General features: G+C 63.3%; 13 protein-coding genes and 1 riboswitch. Of the genes, 8 read left to right on the top strand and 5 right to left on the bottom strand.

The genetic code is table 11. From position 1 onward, the window contains the following. Positions 1 to 26: 26 nt before the first annotated feature. From VGO12_RS07935 to VGO12_RS07920, 4 genes are all read left to right on the top strand, one after another. The gene (locus tag VGO12_RS07935) at positions 27 to 3,797 is read left to right on the top strand and encodes a hypothetical protein (RefSeq protein ID WP_327512181.1); all 3,771 of its coding nucleotides are present in this window, start codon (positions 27 to 29) and stop codon (positions 3,795 to 3,797) included. Between the two features lie 63 nt (positions 3,798 to 3,860). After that, the gene (csgH, locus tag VGO12_RS07930; RefSeq protein ID WP_327512180.1) at positions 3,861 to 4,265 is read left to right on the top strand and encodes a curli-like amyloid fiber formation chaperone CsgH; all 405 of its coding nucleotides are present in this window, start codon (positions 3,861 to 3,863) and stop codon (positions 4,263 to 4,265) included. 30 nt (positions 4,266 to 4,295) lie between these two features. Continuing rightward, the gene (locus VGO12_RS07925) at positions 4,296 to 4,904 is read left to right on the top strand and encodes a hypothetical protein (protein WP_327512179.1); all 609 of its coding nucleotides are present in this window, start codon (positions 4,296 to 4,298) and stop codon (positions 4,902 to 4,904) included. Between the two features lie 31 nt (positions 4,905 to 4,935). Next, a complete protein-coding gene (locus VGO12_RS07920) occupies positions 4,936 to 5,211 on the top strand; it encodes a curli assembly protein CsgF (protein WP_327512178.1) in 276 nt (91 codons plus the stop codon). 234 nt (positions 5,212 to 5,445) lie between these two features. On the opposite strand, the gene VGO12_RS07915 is transcribed toward VGO12_RS07920, so the two are convergent. Both VGO12_RS07915 and VGO12_RS07910 read right to left on the bottom strand, forming a co-directional pair. Further along, complete coding sequence (locus tag VGO12_RS07915; RefSeq protein ID WP_327512177.1) at positions 5,446 to 5,850, bottom strand: hypothetical protein; 405 nt, start codon at positions 5,848 to 5,850, stop codon at positions 5,446 to 5,448. Between the two features lie 160 nt (positions 5,851 to 6,010). Next, the gene (locus VGO12_RS07910) at positions 6,011 to 6,913 is read right to left on the bottom strand and encodes a hypothetical protein (RefSeq protein ID WP_327512176.1); all 903 of its coding nucleotides are present in this window, start codon (positions 6,911 to 6,913) and stop codon (positions 6,011 to 6,013) included. Positions 6,914 to 7,431: 518 nt separating this feature from the next. Between VGO12_RS07910 and VGO12_RS07905 the strand changes: the two genes are divergently transcribed. Next, complete coding sequence (locus VGO12_RS07905) at positions 7,432 to 7,929, top strand: hypothetical protein (RefSeq protein WP_327512175.1); 498 nt, start codon at positions 7,432 to 7,434, stop codon at positions 7,927 to 7,929. Positions 7,930 to 8,010: 81 nt separating this feature from the next. Here VGO12_RS07905 and VGO12_RS07900 read toward each other — a convergent pair whose 3' ends face one another. Continuing rightward, the gene (locus tag VGO12_RS07900) at positions 8,011 to 8,622 is read right to left on the bottom strand and encodes a glutathione S-transferase family protein (RefSeq protein ID WP_327512174.1); all 612 of its coding nucleotides are present in this window, start codon (positions 8,620 to 8,622) and stop codon (positions 8,011 to 8,013) included. Positions 8,623 to 8,721: 99 nt separating this feature from the next. Between VGO12_RS07900 and VGO12_RS07895 the strand changes: the two genes are divergently transcribed. Continuing rightward, a complete protein-coding gene (locus VGO12_RS07895; protein WP_327512173.1) occupies positions 8,722 to 9,441 on the top strand; it encodes a YafY family protein in 720 nt (239 codons plus the stop codon). Between the two features lie 101 nt (positions 9,442 to 9,542). On the opposite strand, the gene VGO12_RS07890 is transcribed toward VGO12_RS07895, so the two are convergent. Beyond that, on the bottom strand, positions 9,543 to 10,868 hold the full coding sequence (locus tag VGO12_RS07890; RefSeq protein ID WP_327512172.1) for a dicarboxylate/amino acid:cation symporter: 1,326 nt from the start codon (positions 10,866 to 10,868) through the stop codon (positions 9,543 to 9,545). Positions 10,869 to 11,096: 228 nt separating this feature from the next. Here VGO12_RS07890 and VGO12_RS07885 point away from each other — a divergent pair, with 228 nt between their 5' ends. Then, positions 11,097 to 12,965 (top strand): sensor histidine kinase, encoded by a 1,869-nt coding sequence (locus tag VGO12_RS07885; RefSeq protein WP_414650692.1) that lies wholly within the window; start codon positions 11,097 to 11,099, stop codon positions 12,963 to 12,965. A 3-nt stretch (positions 12,966 to 12,968) separates the two neighbouring features. After that, positions 12,969 to 14,333 carry a sigma-54 dependent transcriptional regulator gene (locus tag VGO12_RS07880; protein WP_327512171.1) on the top strand — a complete coding sequence of 455 codons (1,365 nt, stop codon included), beginning with the start codon at positions 12,969 to 12,971 and terminating at the stop codon, positions 14,331 to 14,333. Positions 14,334 to 14,476: 143 nt separating this feature from the next. Here VGO12_RS07880 and VGO12_RS07875 read toward each other — a convergent pair whose 3' ends face one another. Next, positions 14,477 to 14,656, bottom strand: a complete 180-nt coding sequence (locus VGO12_RS07875; protein ID WP_327512170.1) for a hypothetical protein — start codon at positions 14,654 to 14,656, stop codon at positions 14,477 to 14,479. A 354-nt stretch (positions 14,657 to 15,010) separates the two neighbouring features. Beyond that, positions 15,011 to 15,140, top strand: a riboswitch (TPP riboswitch). The last annotated feature ends 7 nt before the right edge of the window (positions 15,141 to 15,147 follow it).

Below are 15,147 nucleotides of genomic sequence, written 5' to 3'. Positions count from 1 at the left end.
CGGCGCCGAACAAAAGGGAGAAGTCCATGAAATTCTCAGCACGAAAAACTTTGCTGCTGACCGGCGTCGCCTTCGTGGCGATGACGGCCGGCGCCCATGCGCAGGAAGCCAGCGCCAACGGCAACACCGGCTATATCGGCCAGCGCGACGATAGCAATTTCGCCTACCTGTCCCAGGAAGGCGCCAACCAGGGCTTCATCTACCAGCACGGCCAGAGGAACGTCTTCCTGCCACTTTCGGGCAACGCACCGGGTGACGCCCAGACCGGCCATAACAGCCTCGGCGTCATGCAGCTCGGCAGCGACAACGTCGTTGGCGGCAACTTCCTCCAGGACGGCCAGAACGTCGGCGGCGTTGCCCAGTTCGGCACGAACAACGTGGTCGACACGTTCCGCCAGACCGGCGCCAACCGCGGCACGATCTTCCAGGGCGGCAACGCCAACCTTGCCCGCAACACCCAGGCCAAGGGTGCCAGCAGCAACGATACCGGCATCATTCAGCTGAACGACAGCGACGACGTCGGCAACTATGCGGAAAGCAACCAGCTCGGCGCGTCCGGCGGCGGCAACTTCTCCGGCATCCTGCAGAACGGCTCGGCCAATGCCGCCGTCAATAACCAGACGAACGAAGCCTCGTCCAACGCGGTCATCGCCCAGGGCGGCACCGACAATGCTGCGGTCAACAGCCAGACGCTCGGCAAGTCCAACCGGGCCGGCATCCTTCAGGCTGGCACCGGCAACGCCGCCGCCAACACGCAGGAGAAGGTCGGCGCATCCACGGCGACGATCGTTCAGGGCGGAGAGAACAACCTCGCGTCCAACGTTCAAAAGCCCGGCACGCAGGCCGGTCCCGCGAGCGGGCTCGACGCTTCGATCCTGCAGGTCGGCGAAGGCAACGTCGCGGCAAATACGCAAGCAGGCGGTGCCGGCGGTGGCAAGGACAACGTTACCCGCACGGTGCAGATCGGCAAGAGCAACCGCGCCTTCAGCAGCCAGATCGGCGACTATCACAACAACGGCTACAACAACGACAACGAGACGTCGATCGGCCAAGTTGGCGCGGACAACCTGGCGATCAGCAGCCAGGACGACGGCCGCAATTCGTCTTCCACGATCCTGCAGGTCGGCGAGCGCAACACGGCCTCCAACCTCTCCAAGGGCGGCACAGGCCACAGCGCGACCATCGGCCAGTTCGGCGCAGACAACGTCGCCGTCAACGAGCGCAGCCGCGGCGGCAACCTGACGGATGGCAACGACGCCACCATCCTGCAGGTCGGCGACAAGAACGTTGCCAGCAATTCGCAGCATGACCTCATCGGCTCGGAGGCGTTCACCCGCAACAGCGCCAACATCCTCCAGGCCGGCACGGAAAACCGCGCCGGAAACGTCCAGACGACCGGCTCCGACAACACCGCGAACATTGCGCAGTTCGGCACCGGCAACGAGGGCGGCAACCTTCAAGGCGGCGCGAGCACGAACAACGAGGCCAACATCCTGCAGATCGGCTCCGGCAACGTCGGCTCGAACGCTCAGGTGGTCGGCTCGGCAAACGGCGCAGCGGATATCGTGCAGGTCGGCAGCGACAACGTCGGCACCAACAGCCAGTACGCTTCCACCGATGCGACCGCCGGCATCCTGCAGATCGGCAGCGGCAATACCGCGCTGAACACCCAGGCCGGCGTCGACCCGACCTCGGCTCTGGTGATCCAGGGCGGTACCGGCAACTTCGGCTGGAACGACCAGAACAACGTCATCGATTCCGACGCGACGATCGTTCAGTTCGGCGCGTCCACCGACGCCAACCAGGCCGGCAACATCCAGACGGATGTCACCAACGGCTCGGCGATCATTCTTCAGGGCAGCGTCGGCGGCGCCACCAACACCGCCTTCAACGTCCAGAACGGCGTGATCGACGCATCGGCCTTCGTCGGCCAGTTCGGCGCCGGCAACAAGGCACTCAACACCCAGCAGGCCAAGAGCAGCGACGTCGCCGCAGCCATTGTCCAGGTTGGCAACGGCAACAATGCGACGAACACGCAGGGCAATTCCGTTGCCTATAACGGCGTCAGCTTTTCGGCCAGCACCGGCTACAGTGGCGGCCCCGTCTGGGATTCGCTGCTGAGCGACTTCTCTGCCGACCGTTACAAGACGGTCTACAAGGCAGACAGCTTCGCTGGCGGCATCGCCAAGGTTCCCGCAGTGAACTCGCAGGCTGTCATCGCGCAGATCGGCAACGGCAACGTCGCCGGCAACTCGCAGCTCGGCGCGTATACGCCGGGTACCGGAGCAAGCCAGGGCTACACGAAGTATGAATGGAAGAAGATTGGTCGCGTCCAGACCGGTTCGATCTTCGGTTTCCCAACCTATCGTGACGACTACGACTGGGTGAAGGTCGAAGACGTCGCCTCCAAGGACAACGGTCCCGGCACCGTGAAGCCGACGATCGACTCCAATGCCGCAATCGGCCAGTTCGGCAACGGCAACTTTGCAAGCAACACCCAGGTCGCGACCTCGGGCGCCAATGCCGCATCGGTCCAGATCGGCGATGGCAACCAGGCGGTCAACCTGCAGACGCTCGCTTCGGGCTCGAACGCCGCCAACTTGCAGATCGGCGACGGCAACAAGGCGGCCAACACCCAGACTGCAACGATCGGCGCCAACGCCGCAATCGTCCAGGGTGGCAACGGCAACATCGCGGCAAACGGCCAGACGGCTGCCGTCGGCTCCGACGCCCTCGTCACCCAGCTCGGCAACGGCAACATCGGCTCGAACAGCCAGGATGGCACGTCCGGGTCGCAGGCGGCAATCGTCTCGGTCGGCAATGGCAACGTCGCGGGCAACCTCCAGACGGGCACCGATGCGGCAACGGCCCTGACGGTGCAGGCCGGCAACGAGAACGTCGCACTGAACGATCAGGACGGCGTCAGCGACGCGCTGGCGACGATCCTCCAGGGCGGCAACGGCAACGCGGCGTCCAACGTCCAGCAGTACGGCAGCACCGGCGTCGCCGCCGCCATCGCCCAGACCGGCGATGACAACTCGGCAGCCAACGTCCAGGGCGCGCTGACGACGACACTCGACCTCCCGGGCACGGCCCTCGACGTCAAGCAGAACTCGCCGGCCACCCTCTCGGCAGCGGCAATCGTCCAGTCGGGCAACCGCAACAGCGCGACCAACATCCAGGGCGGACCCGTTCCGGTCTCGGACGGCGTGCTTGTCGATGTCAACCTGCCTGGTCCGGTTGCGGCTTCGGTCGCCGGCATTGCCCAGTTCGGCAATGACAACACGGCCTCGACGGTGCAGATCGCTTCCGTCGGCGCGCTTTCGGCAACGGTGCAGATCGGCGACCTCAACAAGGCCGCAACGGTTCAGACCGGCGTCATCGGCGCAGCCGCGGCCACCGTCCAGAACGGCAGCAGCAACGTGGCGGCGACGAGCCAGACGCTCGGCGGCGGCTTGCAGGCACTGACGGTGCAAAACGGCAAGGGCAACCAGGCCGCAACGGCACAGACTGGCCTCGGCAGCTCGTCGCTGCTGATCCAGAACGCCGACTATTCGATCGCCGGCATCACCCAGAGCGGTTCCGGCCAGTCGTCCACGGTCGTCCAGGCAGGCGCCTACTCCAACGCCTGGATCAGCCAGTCGGGCTCTGCCTCGAACTCGGTGGTGCTGCAGTACGGCAGCGGCAGCAGCGACGCCGACCGCAACTACGCGATCGTCAGCCAGGGCGGCAACGGCCAGAACTCTGTGGTCGTGCAGGCCGGACGTTCGAACGTCGCCTTCGTCAGCCAGAACTAACCGACAATGCGGGGCGCGCTTTCGGGGCGCGCTCCACACCTTGCGGGAAATCGAACCATGCGGATGGCTGCTCGACTTCTCCTGATTGCAGCCTTCGTAACCAGCAACGATGCGAGCGCGACTTCGATGAACGGCGAGACCCTCTACGGCAAGATCAACGATCCGCGCGTCAAGAGCTGCGGGATCAGGATCGACGGCGCCGATGTGGCAGCGCTGAAGCCCTTCATCGAAGCTGCGGACGATCTGGAAGGCAGCTTTTCCCTCAGGATCGCCAAACTGTCTGCTTCCGGCAGCAGCATGACGAGCCAGAGGAACCGCTTTTCCGCCGGATCGCTCGGCAAGACCGAGATTATCGTCGATCGCCCGGGCCAGCTTCGTCTCGAACTGACCGTCACGGACGACCAGGGCAAGGTCCTGTGCGGGCTTAGCTCGACGGTCGAGCTTGCAGCGCCTTCGACACGCATCTGAACACAGAAACAAAAGACGGGTGGATACCAGATGAACAGAGCCAGACGCCCTCTCCGCAGCCTCCTTCGCGGCGCCGTCGTCGCCGCCGGATTGGCGTTGGCAGCCGCACCGGCCACCGCGGAAGACCTGCTGATCCAGGACTACGACACCAACCCGGCCGCGGTGAACGCGCTGATGGCCCCGATCCAGCCCTATCTCGGCGGGGAAAGCGGCTCCAACACCGCCATCATCCAGCTCGGTCAGGGCAACAACGCCAATGCCGGCATTTCAGGAACAGGCAGCCTCGCGCTGATCCATCAGGCCGGCACCAACAACCGTGCCGTCCAGGCCATCGAGGGCAACAGCTCGGCCCTGCTTCTGGCACAGGGTGGCTCCAACAACTCGGTCCTGCAGGCAAGCCGCGGCGACAACAACTTCCAGCTCGTCGGCGTATCCGGCGAGAACAACCAGATCGCCTATATCCAGGACGGCAACAGCCTCGCCGGCGTGCTGGATGTGCGCGATTCCAAGAATTCGACGGTGCTTGCGATCCAGACGGCGCAAAGCGGGCGGTACATGATGCCGACCGGGCTGCGGGGCCTGGAAAACAAGACCGTTGTCGTCGTTCCCGGCCGGATGTACGTTTTGCCGAAACGTTGACCTGCCAAGAAATCCAAGAAGGAGACTACCCATGAAGTTGCTTCATTCCGCGCTTCTCGCAGCAACGTTCACCCTTGCAGCCACAGGCTCGAGCTTTGCGTCGGAGCTGGTCTATCGCCCGATCAATCCGTCGCTCGGCGGCGATCCGCTGAACGGCAACTGGCTCCTGTCCCAGGCAACGGCCCAGGGCGAAGGCGCAAGTTCAAGCGGCCCCGGCTTCAGCATCGACTTTCCGGATTTCGGCGGCGTGCCGCAGCCCAATCCGAACCCGGTCGAACTGCCCGAGGTCGACGACAATCAGCCTTGAGACGACGGCAGGAAATCCGCGGAGCGGACTTCCGACAAATGCAGCAATGATCCCGGAACGAAAAAGGAGCCCGCAAGCGCAGGCTCCTTTGTTTCGAGAATGACGAACGCGCCTGTCCCGGGCGCGCCGAAATCCCTTTAGAACAGTTCATTGTTTCATCGAAACAGTGATCTAACTCTTTGATACCACGCAATTCCTGACGAAAAACCGTTCCACACTTTTCCTGGAGTTGCTCTAGCGCTGGCTGATGATCGCGACGTTGTTGCGGCCCTGCTGGGAAATGAAGGCCTGGTGGCCGACGCCCGTCTGCGTGATCGCCGCCGAGTTCATGAAACCGATCTGCTGGATCAGGCCGACATTGCGGGTGCCGCTCTGCTGGATCGAGGCGGTGTTGAAGTCGCCGCTCTGATAGACGAAAGACAGGTTGCCCGCGAGCGTGGAGGTGTCGACCCGAGGGGTTGCGACGACCAGATCCATGACCGGCTTCATAATCGCGGCCGTGTCAAGCGTCGCAAAGCCTGCGCCGCCGCTTGCCTGCTGCACGAAGGCTGGCGATGAAAATTCCATGCCCGCCATCGCCGCCGAGGCGGACACCAGCGAACTGAACAATACTGCGGATACGATTGCGATGTTCTTCATTTCTTGTCTCCCCGTTCTTGATGAGACAAGTTATAAGCGCGGCGAATTAATCAATGACCGCATAGACTTGGGAAATATTCCAGCAAGTATCCCAGTAAAAATCGACGCTTGTCGTTAGGTTGCCGTAAACTATACTTTACGGCGACGGGCACCGGTCGTCCTAGCCCGCCTTATCCGTCGCCCAGTCGAAAGCCTCGTCGAGTGCGGCAAATTTCACCGCCTGCCAGTGGCGATAGTCATCGATCAGACGCCGCGCTATCCACAGAGGGCCGCGGTTGCCGGGCCCCTCCCAACCGAGAACCCCAAGGTCCCGCGCCCGCGCAAAGACGCGCTGCGCGTGGCTACGCGAGATGATGTAGCGCTTGGTGATATCGCTGAGCTTCAGCGGTCCGACCGGGATCCGCTCCTCGGTCGGCACGCCTTTCGGCAGCCGAGCCACGAGATCATGCAGGATGTTGCTGCCAGACTCCGCCCAGACGATCGTAGCAATGCTCTCGGGTGGATCGCACCACGCGGGATCGGCGATCAGCCGCCGCGTCGCACGCGGCAAGGCATGGTGCATCAGCGCCGGATTGCTCCGCGATTGGGCCAGGCGCGTTCCCCGATCTAGCGTGTCGAGCGAGGCGAGGTGACCGTCGAACCATTGCCGGATCAGATCTTCAGCGACATCGGCGACAACCAGGGGCCGGCTGCGCCTGTCGCCCTCCTGTTTTGCGTCAACGAGCAGGCGATAATTTCGCATCTCGGCGAGGTGCGCGACCGCCGTGTTCTTGCTGGCAACATTGCTCGCAACGATGAAGTCGACCAGCTTGGCCGCCGTCAGCTCGGAGCGTGAGGAGTCGGTCAGGCGCTCGAAATGCAGCGTCAGTATGGCCTGCGTCAGCAGCCACTTTCTCAAGCTCGCGGTGTAGCGGACGATACGCGGGGTGGCCTCGTGCATGGCAACCAGATGTACGGCCGCCTGGCGCAGCGCCTCGGCAAAAAGCGGGTCCGAGACAAAGCGTTGAGGAGTCGGCGGCGCTTCGTCGGCCACGGGTTGGACAATTTCCAGTCGAGCGGTCATTGCCGCCCTCCCAACCCTGCAGCCCCCTGAGATGACTTGGTGAGATCGGCGGCGGCGCCAGGCCTGTCAATGGCGACGGAACGAACCTGCCGGCATGGATCATCGAAAAAAAGAAACAAAATTTTCACATCAAACATAAACAAAATTCCCTCACACCCCTAGGGACAATATCTACCGCGAACAGGCCATGAAAATCGAGATCTATACTTTCCAATTAACGAAGTGTTTACCGGCATCTACAGGCAATCACCATGGCAATCGCCACCATTTTGGGGGTCACAGTTAACAGGACGTGACAAATTGATCTCGAGACTACACGCAATCTGACCGAAGAGGATGGACGGCTCTACCTTTAATTGACGAAGCCATCCTGATCGCCACCGACGGCGAGCGAATCAACTGCAACGACGGCCGCAACCCTGCAGCCGTCGAGGAACCGGGCGGCCGAGTGCCGCGTTGACGCTCGTGTGCGACGACGGGTTGTTGTAGCATCCACTCACAGACGGGAGGTGTGGGACATGTGGCGATGGGCGCTGATCATTGCGTTCGCTTTGACGCCCGCGAGCAGTTGGGCTGACGAAGGCGCATTTCTGAAGACGCTCGGCGGCAACTGGGCGGGCACCGGGACGGTGCGGATCCGCACCTACATGTCGCCGGTCAACATCTCCTGCAATTTCAGCTCCCAGGCGAGCGGCCTTGCCTTGTCGATGGAAGGCGTCTGCCGCGGCATGCTGCTGATCTCGCGCTCCATAGACGCCAAACTGCGCTACTCCGGCTCAAGCTATAGCGGCTCCTACCTCGGGCCCCGCGGTGGCCGCGCGGGCCTGAACGGCAGCCGGCGCGGCGATGCGATCAACCTCACCATTCGCTGGGCCAAGGACGTGAACGGCGATCGCAGCGCCGACCTGATCTTGCGCAAGGTCGGCGCCAACAGGATGCAGTTGCGGACCATCGACCTCGATCCGTCCTCGGGCAAGCGGATCGTCACCAGCGAGATTAATCTCAAGCGCAAGTAACAGCGCACACTCGAACGAGAAGAAGCCGCGCAGGACTGGCCATGCGCGACCTCTTTTCTCAAGCAGGATCAGGCAGCAGGATCAGGCGATCGTCACCGTGCGGGCGTCGAAATCTGCGGTCCATTGCAGCGACGGCCGCGCGCCGCAGCGCTCGACCCAGGCCTTGATGACGGCGCTGTCGGGGGTGGCAGCAGGGTACCAGGCAAAGGGCGAATGCAGGAGCAGGTCGGCGGCCGTATAGCGCTCGCCCATCAGATAAGGACTCTCCTTCAACGCATTTTCCAGACGCTCGGCCATTTCCGTCGGACCGCGGAAGGTGGCCTCGAGATAGGGGTGCGAAAGACCCGCGGCTTGCGCGATCAGCACCGGCTCGACCACTCCTGCATACCAGGCAAGCCAGCTGAGATAGCGACCACGCTGCGGATCTCCGCCAAGCGGCCCAAGCTTCTTTTCCGGGAAAAGATCCGTCAGATATTGGATGATCGCGATGCTCTCCCAGAGCACGACCCCGTCATGCACGAGCAGCGGCACCTTGCCTTCCGGATGCGGGTTTCTCGGATCCTTGCTGCCGCTGCCGTCGCCGCGCGTGATGCCGACGATCTCGATCTCCACCTTGTCGAGCGCGTCGAGTTCGCGAAGCAGTGTGATGATGCGCGACGAGCGCGAGCGCGGAGCGTGAAAGAGTGTCAGCATGGTCTGAAGTCCTCGGTTGCAGTTGCGTTTGCGAATGTGGGTCTTATACAGTTGGCCAACTGCCAGTTTTCGTCAGTAGGCTTCAGCTAATCTACCATCATGGCTCGTAGCGCTCGTCTCTTTCGCCTGCTCCAGGCGCTCCGCACTCTACCCTCTCCGGTCACGGCCGCGCGCCTTGCCGAAGAGACGGGCGTCTCCCTGCGTTCGCTCTACCGCGACATCGACAGCCTGCGCGCCGCCGGCGCGGTGATCGATGGCGCGCGCGGCTTCGGCTACCGGCTGACCGAAGACATCGCGCTGCCACCACAGAGCTTTTCCCAACTGGAGATCGAGGCGCTGGTCCTCGGCCTTGCGGAAGTGCAGCACATGGGCGAGCCGGATCTTGCAGCGGCGGCCCGCGCCGTCCTTTCCAAGATAACGGCGACACTGCCCGATCGGTTGCAACGCCAGGCGCTTCATGCGGTCTCGCAGGTCTATCGCTTTGACAGGAGGGAGCCTCCACCGGTCGATGTCTCCCTGCTGCGCGAAGCCTCCTGGCGGGAACGGGCGGTGATCATCGGTTATGTGGATGCCAATGGCCAGCGGACCGATCGACAGGTGTTGCCGCTGGCCATCGTGTACCTGGAACGGATGCTGGTGCTTCTGGCCTGGTGCTGCCTGCGGGAAGGCTACCGCAAGTTCCGCGTCGACCGTATTGCCGAGATCAGCATGACCGAGGAAAGCTTCCGTCCGCGCCGCGTGCCGATGCTGAGGGAATTCATCGCCTATCTGAACGCCGGCGCAACTGACACATCGAAAATGACGCTGAGCGGTCGATAGCCCCAAACGACGACGCGGCCCGTGTTGCCACGAGCCGCGTCCGGACTGCGGTAGAGCGCCCTTCAGGATGCTCCCGTGCAGTCAGGCCTTGGGAGGCAACTTTATTCGGCCGGCTGCAAGGCCGGCTGGGGCAGCGCTTCCGGCGCGCGACCACCAAGGACGGCTGCCATCTGCGCTTCGTCCAGTTCGCCTTCCCACTTGGCCACGACGATAGTCGCGACCGCATTGCCGACGAAGTTGGTGAGTGCGCGGCATTCCGACATGAACCGGTCGATGCCAAGGATCAGCGCCATGCCGGCGACCGGCACGGCGGGCACGACCGAAAGCGTTGCGGCCAGCGTGATGAAGCCGGCGCCGGTGATGCCGGCAGCGCCCTTCGAGCTCAGCATCGCGACGAGCAGCAGCAGCACCTGATCACCGAGCGACAGCGGAATGTCCATCGCCTGGGCGATGAAGAGAGCGGCGAGCGTCATGTAGATATTGGTGCCGTCGAGGTTGAAGGAATAGCCGGTCGGGATGACGAGGCCGACGACCGAGCGCTTGCAGCCGGCTTTTTCCATCTTGCTCATCAGACCCGGAAGAGCTGCCTCCGACGAGGATGTGCCGAGAACCAGCAGCAGTTCTTCCTTGATATAGCGGATGAGGGCCACGATCGAGAAGCCGTTGTAGCGGGCGACCGCACCAAGAACAACGAACACGAACAGGAAGGACGTGATGTAGAAGGTGCCGATCAGCATCGCGAGGTTGGCGATCGAGCCGACGCCGTATTTGCCGATGGTGAATGCCATGGCGCCGAAAGCGCCGATCGGGGCAGCCTTCATCAGGATGCCGACGAGCTTGAACACCGGCAGCGTCAACGCATGCAGGAAGTCGACGACCGGCTCGGCCTTCTTGCCGACCATGGCGAGCGCCAGACCGAACAGCACCGAGATGAACAGCACCTGCAGGATGTCGCCGTCGGCAAATGCGCCGACCAGCGTCGTCGGGATGATGCCCATCAGGAAGCCGGTGATCGTCTGCTCGTGCGCCTTTTCGGCAAAGGTCGTCACCGCCTTGACGTCGAGCGAGGCGGGATCGATGTGCATGCCGGCACCCGGCTGCACGACGTTGGCGACGATCAGGCCGATGACGAGCGCGAGCGTCGAGAAGGTCAGGAAATAGAGCATCGCCTTGCCGGCGACCCGGCCGACCTTGGCAAGATCCGTCATGCCGGCAATGCCGGTTGCGACCGTCAGGAAGATGACCGGGGCGATGATCATCTTGACGAGGCGGATGAAGGCGTCACCAAGCGGCTTCAGTTCCGTGCCGAGCGAGGGATAGAAATGGCCGAGCAGGATGCCGGCTGCGATCGCCACCAAGACCTGGACGTAGAGATGGCGATAGAAAGGTGTCTTGCCGCGCGGTTCCGCGGATTGGTCGATGATCATGATATCCTCCACTAAACCCAGTCCGGCGTCATGCCGGGCCTCCCGGGTCAATTTCCGAAGCGCGACAGCACGGGCTGTCATGAGGACGTCATCTGCAACGGGCGTGCCAGTTCGCCGCGGCGATGCCCAAGCCATTGAATCGATAAGCATGTTTTCCGCACACAGCGCGATCGCCACGAAGAGTTGAGCGGATTTCCGCACAAATGATCTGGAAGATTGGGCGGAAACATGCACAATCAGTCCATGTTCAAGACCCCGCCTGCCCCTCTCGACCTGGCCGATCTCGACCGATCCATGCGCCGCATCTGGCTGGTGTTCGCGGGTCTCGCCGTGGCGCTCATCGTTGCGGCGCTGCTGCTTGCCGGCGCCTATGGCCGGAGCCAGGCACTCGAAGCGGTCGGTGCCCAGAGCCGGATCGACGCCAACCTGAAGGCCTCGCTGCTGCGCGCGGTGCTCGAGCGCCAGCGCGCGACACCGCTGGTGCTCGCCGACGATGTCGAGGTGAAGGCGGCACTGGTCACCCGCGGCACAGAGGCGCTGCAACGGCTGAACGAGAAACTCCAGGCGCTTGCCGCCAACACGGATGCGGCGGTCATCTACGTCATCGGCCCCGACGGCGTCGCGGTCGCTGCCAGCAACTGGCGCGAACCGACGAGTTTCGTCGGCAACGACTATGCCTTTCGCGAGTATTTCCGCATGGCGATGCGCGACGGCAAGGCCGAGCATTTCGCCATGGGCACGGTCAGCAAGCGGCCGGGCCTTTACATTTCGCGGCGGGTGCAGGGCCCAGATGGCGCGATCGGCGTCGTCGTCGCCAAGCTCGAATTCGACGACGTGGAGGCGGAGTGGCTGGCATCCGGCAAGCCGGTCTACATCACCGACCGTCGCGGCATCGTGCTGATCACCAGTTTCCCGTCCTGGCGCTTCATGACGACGCGGGTGATCCCGCGCGATCGCCTGGCAGCCATCCGCGACAGCCTGCAATTCGGCGACGCCTCGCTGCTTCCGCTGCCCTTCCGCGACATCGAGGCGACCGCGGACGGGTCGAGCGAACTGCGCGCGCTTCTACCCGGCGACAGCGAGCGGCGGTTCCTGAGAGTCGAGACCATGGTTCCGACGACGAGTTGGCGGCTGGAGCAACTGGCGCCGCTCGATGCGGCGATTTCGGCGGCAACGCGTAGCGCGAGGCTGCTGGCGCTGGCCGCTGTCGTTCCCCTGCTTGCGCTTGCCGCGTTTCTCCTGCGTCGGCGACAGACACTGGCGCTCGCTTCCGCCCGGGATCGCGCCGCGCGTGACGAACTGGAGCGCCGCGTGGCGGAACGCACCCAGGACTTGAGCCTTGCGCGCGATCATCTCGAAACGGAGATCGCCGACCACAGGCGCACCGGCGAGAAGCTGCAGGCGGTGCAGCAGGAGCTGGTTCAGGCGAACCGCCTCGCGATCCTCGGCCAGGTGGCTGCCGGCGTCGCCCACGAGATCAACCAGCCGGTCGCCACCATCCGCGCCTATGCCGACAATGCCCGCACCTTTCTCGATCGCGGACAGACGGAAACGGCCGTGGAAAACCTCGAAAGCATCGCCGCCCTGACCGACCGGGTCGGCACCATCACCGACGAATTGCGCAGGTTTGCCCGCAAGGGCCGCTTCGTCGCCGGACCGACGCCGCTGCGCGAGGTCATCGAAGGCGCCCTAATGCTGCTGCGCAGCCGTTTCGCCGGGCGCATGGATGCAATTGCGATCGACCTTCCCGAAAACGGCCTCAGCGCTTACGGCAGCCGCATCCGGCTCGAGCAGGTGCTGATAAACCTGTTGCAAAACGCGCTTGAAGCGCTCGGCGAACGCGCCGATGCGAAGATCCAGGTGCGTTGCCATGACGGTCCGCCCGGCGCCGTCCTGCTCGTGGTCGCCGACAACGGCCCCGGCATTCCCGCGCATATCCAGGAGGATCTGTTCACGCCGTTCAACACCTCCAAGGACGAGGGGCTTGGTCTTGGTCTCGCGATCTCCAAGGAGATCGTCGCCGATTACGGCGGCGAGATCACGGTCGAAACCAGCGACAAGGGCACCGTCTTCACGGTTCGCCTGAAGAGGGCCTGAGCGATGCAGCCGTTGGTATCCCTCATCGATGACGACGCAGATCTCAGACGGGCAATGAAGCAGACGCTGGAGCTCGCGGGCCTGAGCGTCACTGCGCATGCAAGTGCTGCCGAAGCGCTCGAAACGCTGGAACCGGCATTCGAAGGCATCGTCGTCAGCGACATCCGGATGCCGGGCATGGATGGCCTGGCGCTCTTTCGCAGGATTGCCGCCTTCGATCCGGACCTGCCGGTGATCCTCGTGACCGGCCATGGCGACATCCCGATGGCGGTGCAGGCGCTGAAGGACGGCGTCTACGACTTCATCCCGAAACCCTTTGCCGCCGAACGGCTGGTGCAAAGCGTTCGCCGCGCGCTGGAAAAACGTCGTCTCGTCATGGAAAATCGCGCACTCAAGCGGGCAGCCGAAACGGCCGGCGACAGCCTGCCGCTGATCGGGCAGACGCCGGTGATGGAGCGCCTACGTCAGACGATCAGACACATCGCCGACACGGATGTGGATGTGCTGGTGGCCGGCGAAACCGGCAGCGGCAAAGAGGTGGTGGCGACCCTTCTGCACAACTGGAGCCGCCGTCGCAGCGGCAATTTCGTCGCGCTGAACTGCGGCGCGCTGCCAGAAACGGTGATCGAAAGCGAGCTCTTCGGCCACGAGGCGGGCGCGTTCACCGGCGCCTTGAAGAAGCGCGTCGGCCGCATCGAGCACGCCAGCGGCGGCACGCTGTTCCTCGACGAAATCGAGGCGATGCCGCCGGCGACTCAGGTCAAGATGCTGCGCGTGCTTGAGGCGCGCGAAGTCTCGCCGCTCGGCACCAATCAGGTGCGTCCCGTCGATATCCGCGTCATCGCCGCCGCCAAGATCGACCTCGGCAATCCGGCCGAGCGCGGCGCTTTCCGGGAAGACCTCTACTTCCGATTGAATGTCGTGACCCTCTCCATCCCGCCGCTGCGTGAGCGTCGCGACGATATGCCGCTGCTCTTTTCGCACTTTCTGACGCGGGCGGCCGAGCGGTTCCGACGTGACACGCCGACGATTTCGCCAGCCGTGCAGCGGCATCTGATGGAGCACGCCTGGCCAGGCAATGTGCGCGAGCTTGCCCATTTCGCCGAACGGGTCGCGCTTGGCGTGGAGGGATCGCTCGCGACGCCCCGAATGCTGGCAAGCCAGGAGACCGAAGCCCTCCCCGAACGGCTTGAGCGTTACGAAGCGGAAATCCTGAAGGACGTTCTTCGCGCCCAGCGCGGCGACGTCAAGGCGACGATCGAAGCGCTCGGCATTCCGCGCAAGACCTTCTACGACAAGCTCCAGCGTCACGGCATCAATCGCGCTGACTACGCGGAACGAGGAATCCAGGACAAGTCTGATCGCTAGAGCAGTTCCAGGAAAAGTGTGTAACGGTTTTGCGTCCGGGATTGCGTTCTTTCAAAGAGTTAGATCGATTCACTGTTTCGAAGAAACAATGAACCGATCTAGCCTGGATTGGCAGCGGCGGAAACCGTTGCTGCTGATGACGTTCAGGTCGCAGACAGGCGGTTCGTGCGCTCGACGAAGGCGATCTGCTCCAGAAACTGCAGCCTGAGCTTCTTCAGCGCGTGGAGACGAAATCGATCCGGCTCTGGCCGCGCCTGTTCCGCATCGATGCGCGCGTCGACAATCGCCTTACGGTTGCGCAGAGATTTCAGAAACTGGTCCATTGCCAAAGCCCTTCTTTTTGCTGCCGTGACAATGGACGAGACCGAGCGATAGCTCCAATTCATTGTTCATATCGCATCGATAGCCATCGTCTATCATCAATACCTCCCGGCCGACCGCGCCGCAGCTCAAATACATCGGCGCCATCGATGAAGTCCGGCACATCGGCAAAGCCGCCAGGCGCTGTCACGTTCACGACGCCGACAGGCCAGGATGGCGCGCGCATGGCGATGGATGATCGCCAATGCCCACTGGCCCCGGTCGACGCTCCTCCAGGAAATTGCACGCTAGGCTTGCATCTTGATCGGTGAACGAATTGGCGCTTGACGACCCGGGCCTATCGATGGCTATCTTGAGGCATTCACCAGGGGGGTCCCGTCAAGGGGCTGAGATACTGCTGGATGGTCGGCTTGCCGGCTGTAGCGCAGTGACCCGTTGAACCTGATCCAGTTCATACTGGCGTAGGGACGGTGCAGATATCGAAGCCAGGACT

Origin of the sequence: Ensifer sp., assembly GCF_035999135.1 — a bacterium.
Lineage (GTDB): Bacteria > Pseudomonadota > Alphaproteobacteria > Rhizobiales > Rhizobiaceae > Ensifer.
This window is presented reverse-complemented; position numbering and strand designations above follow the sequence as displayed.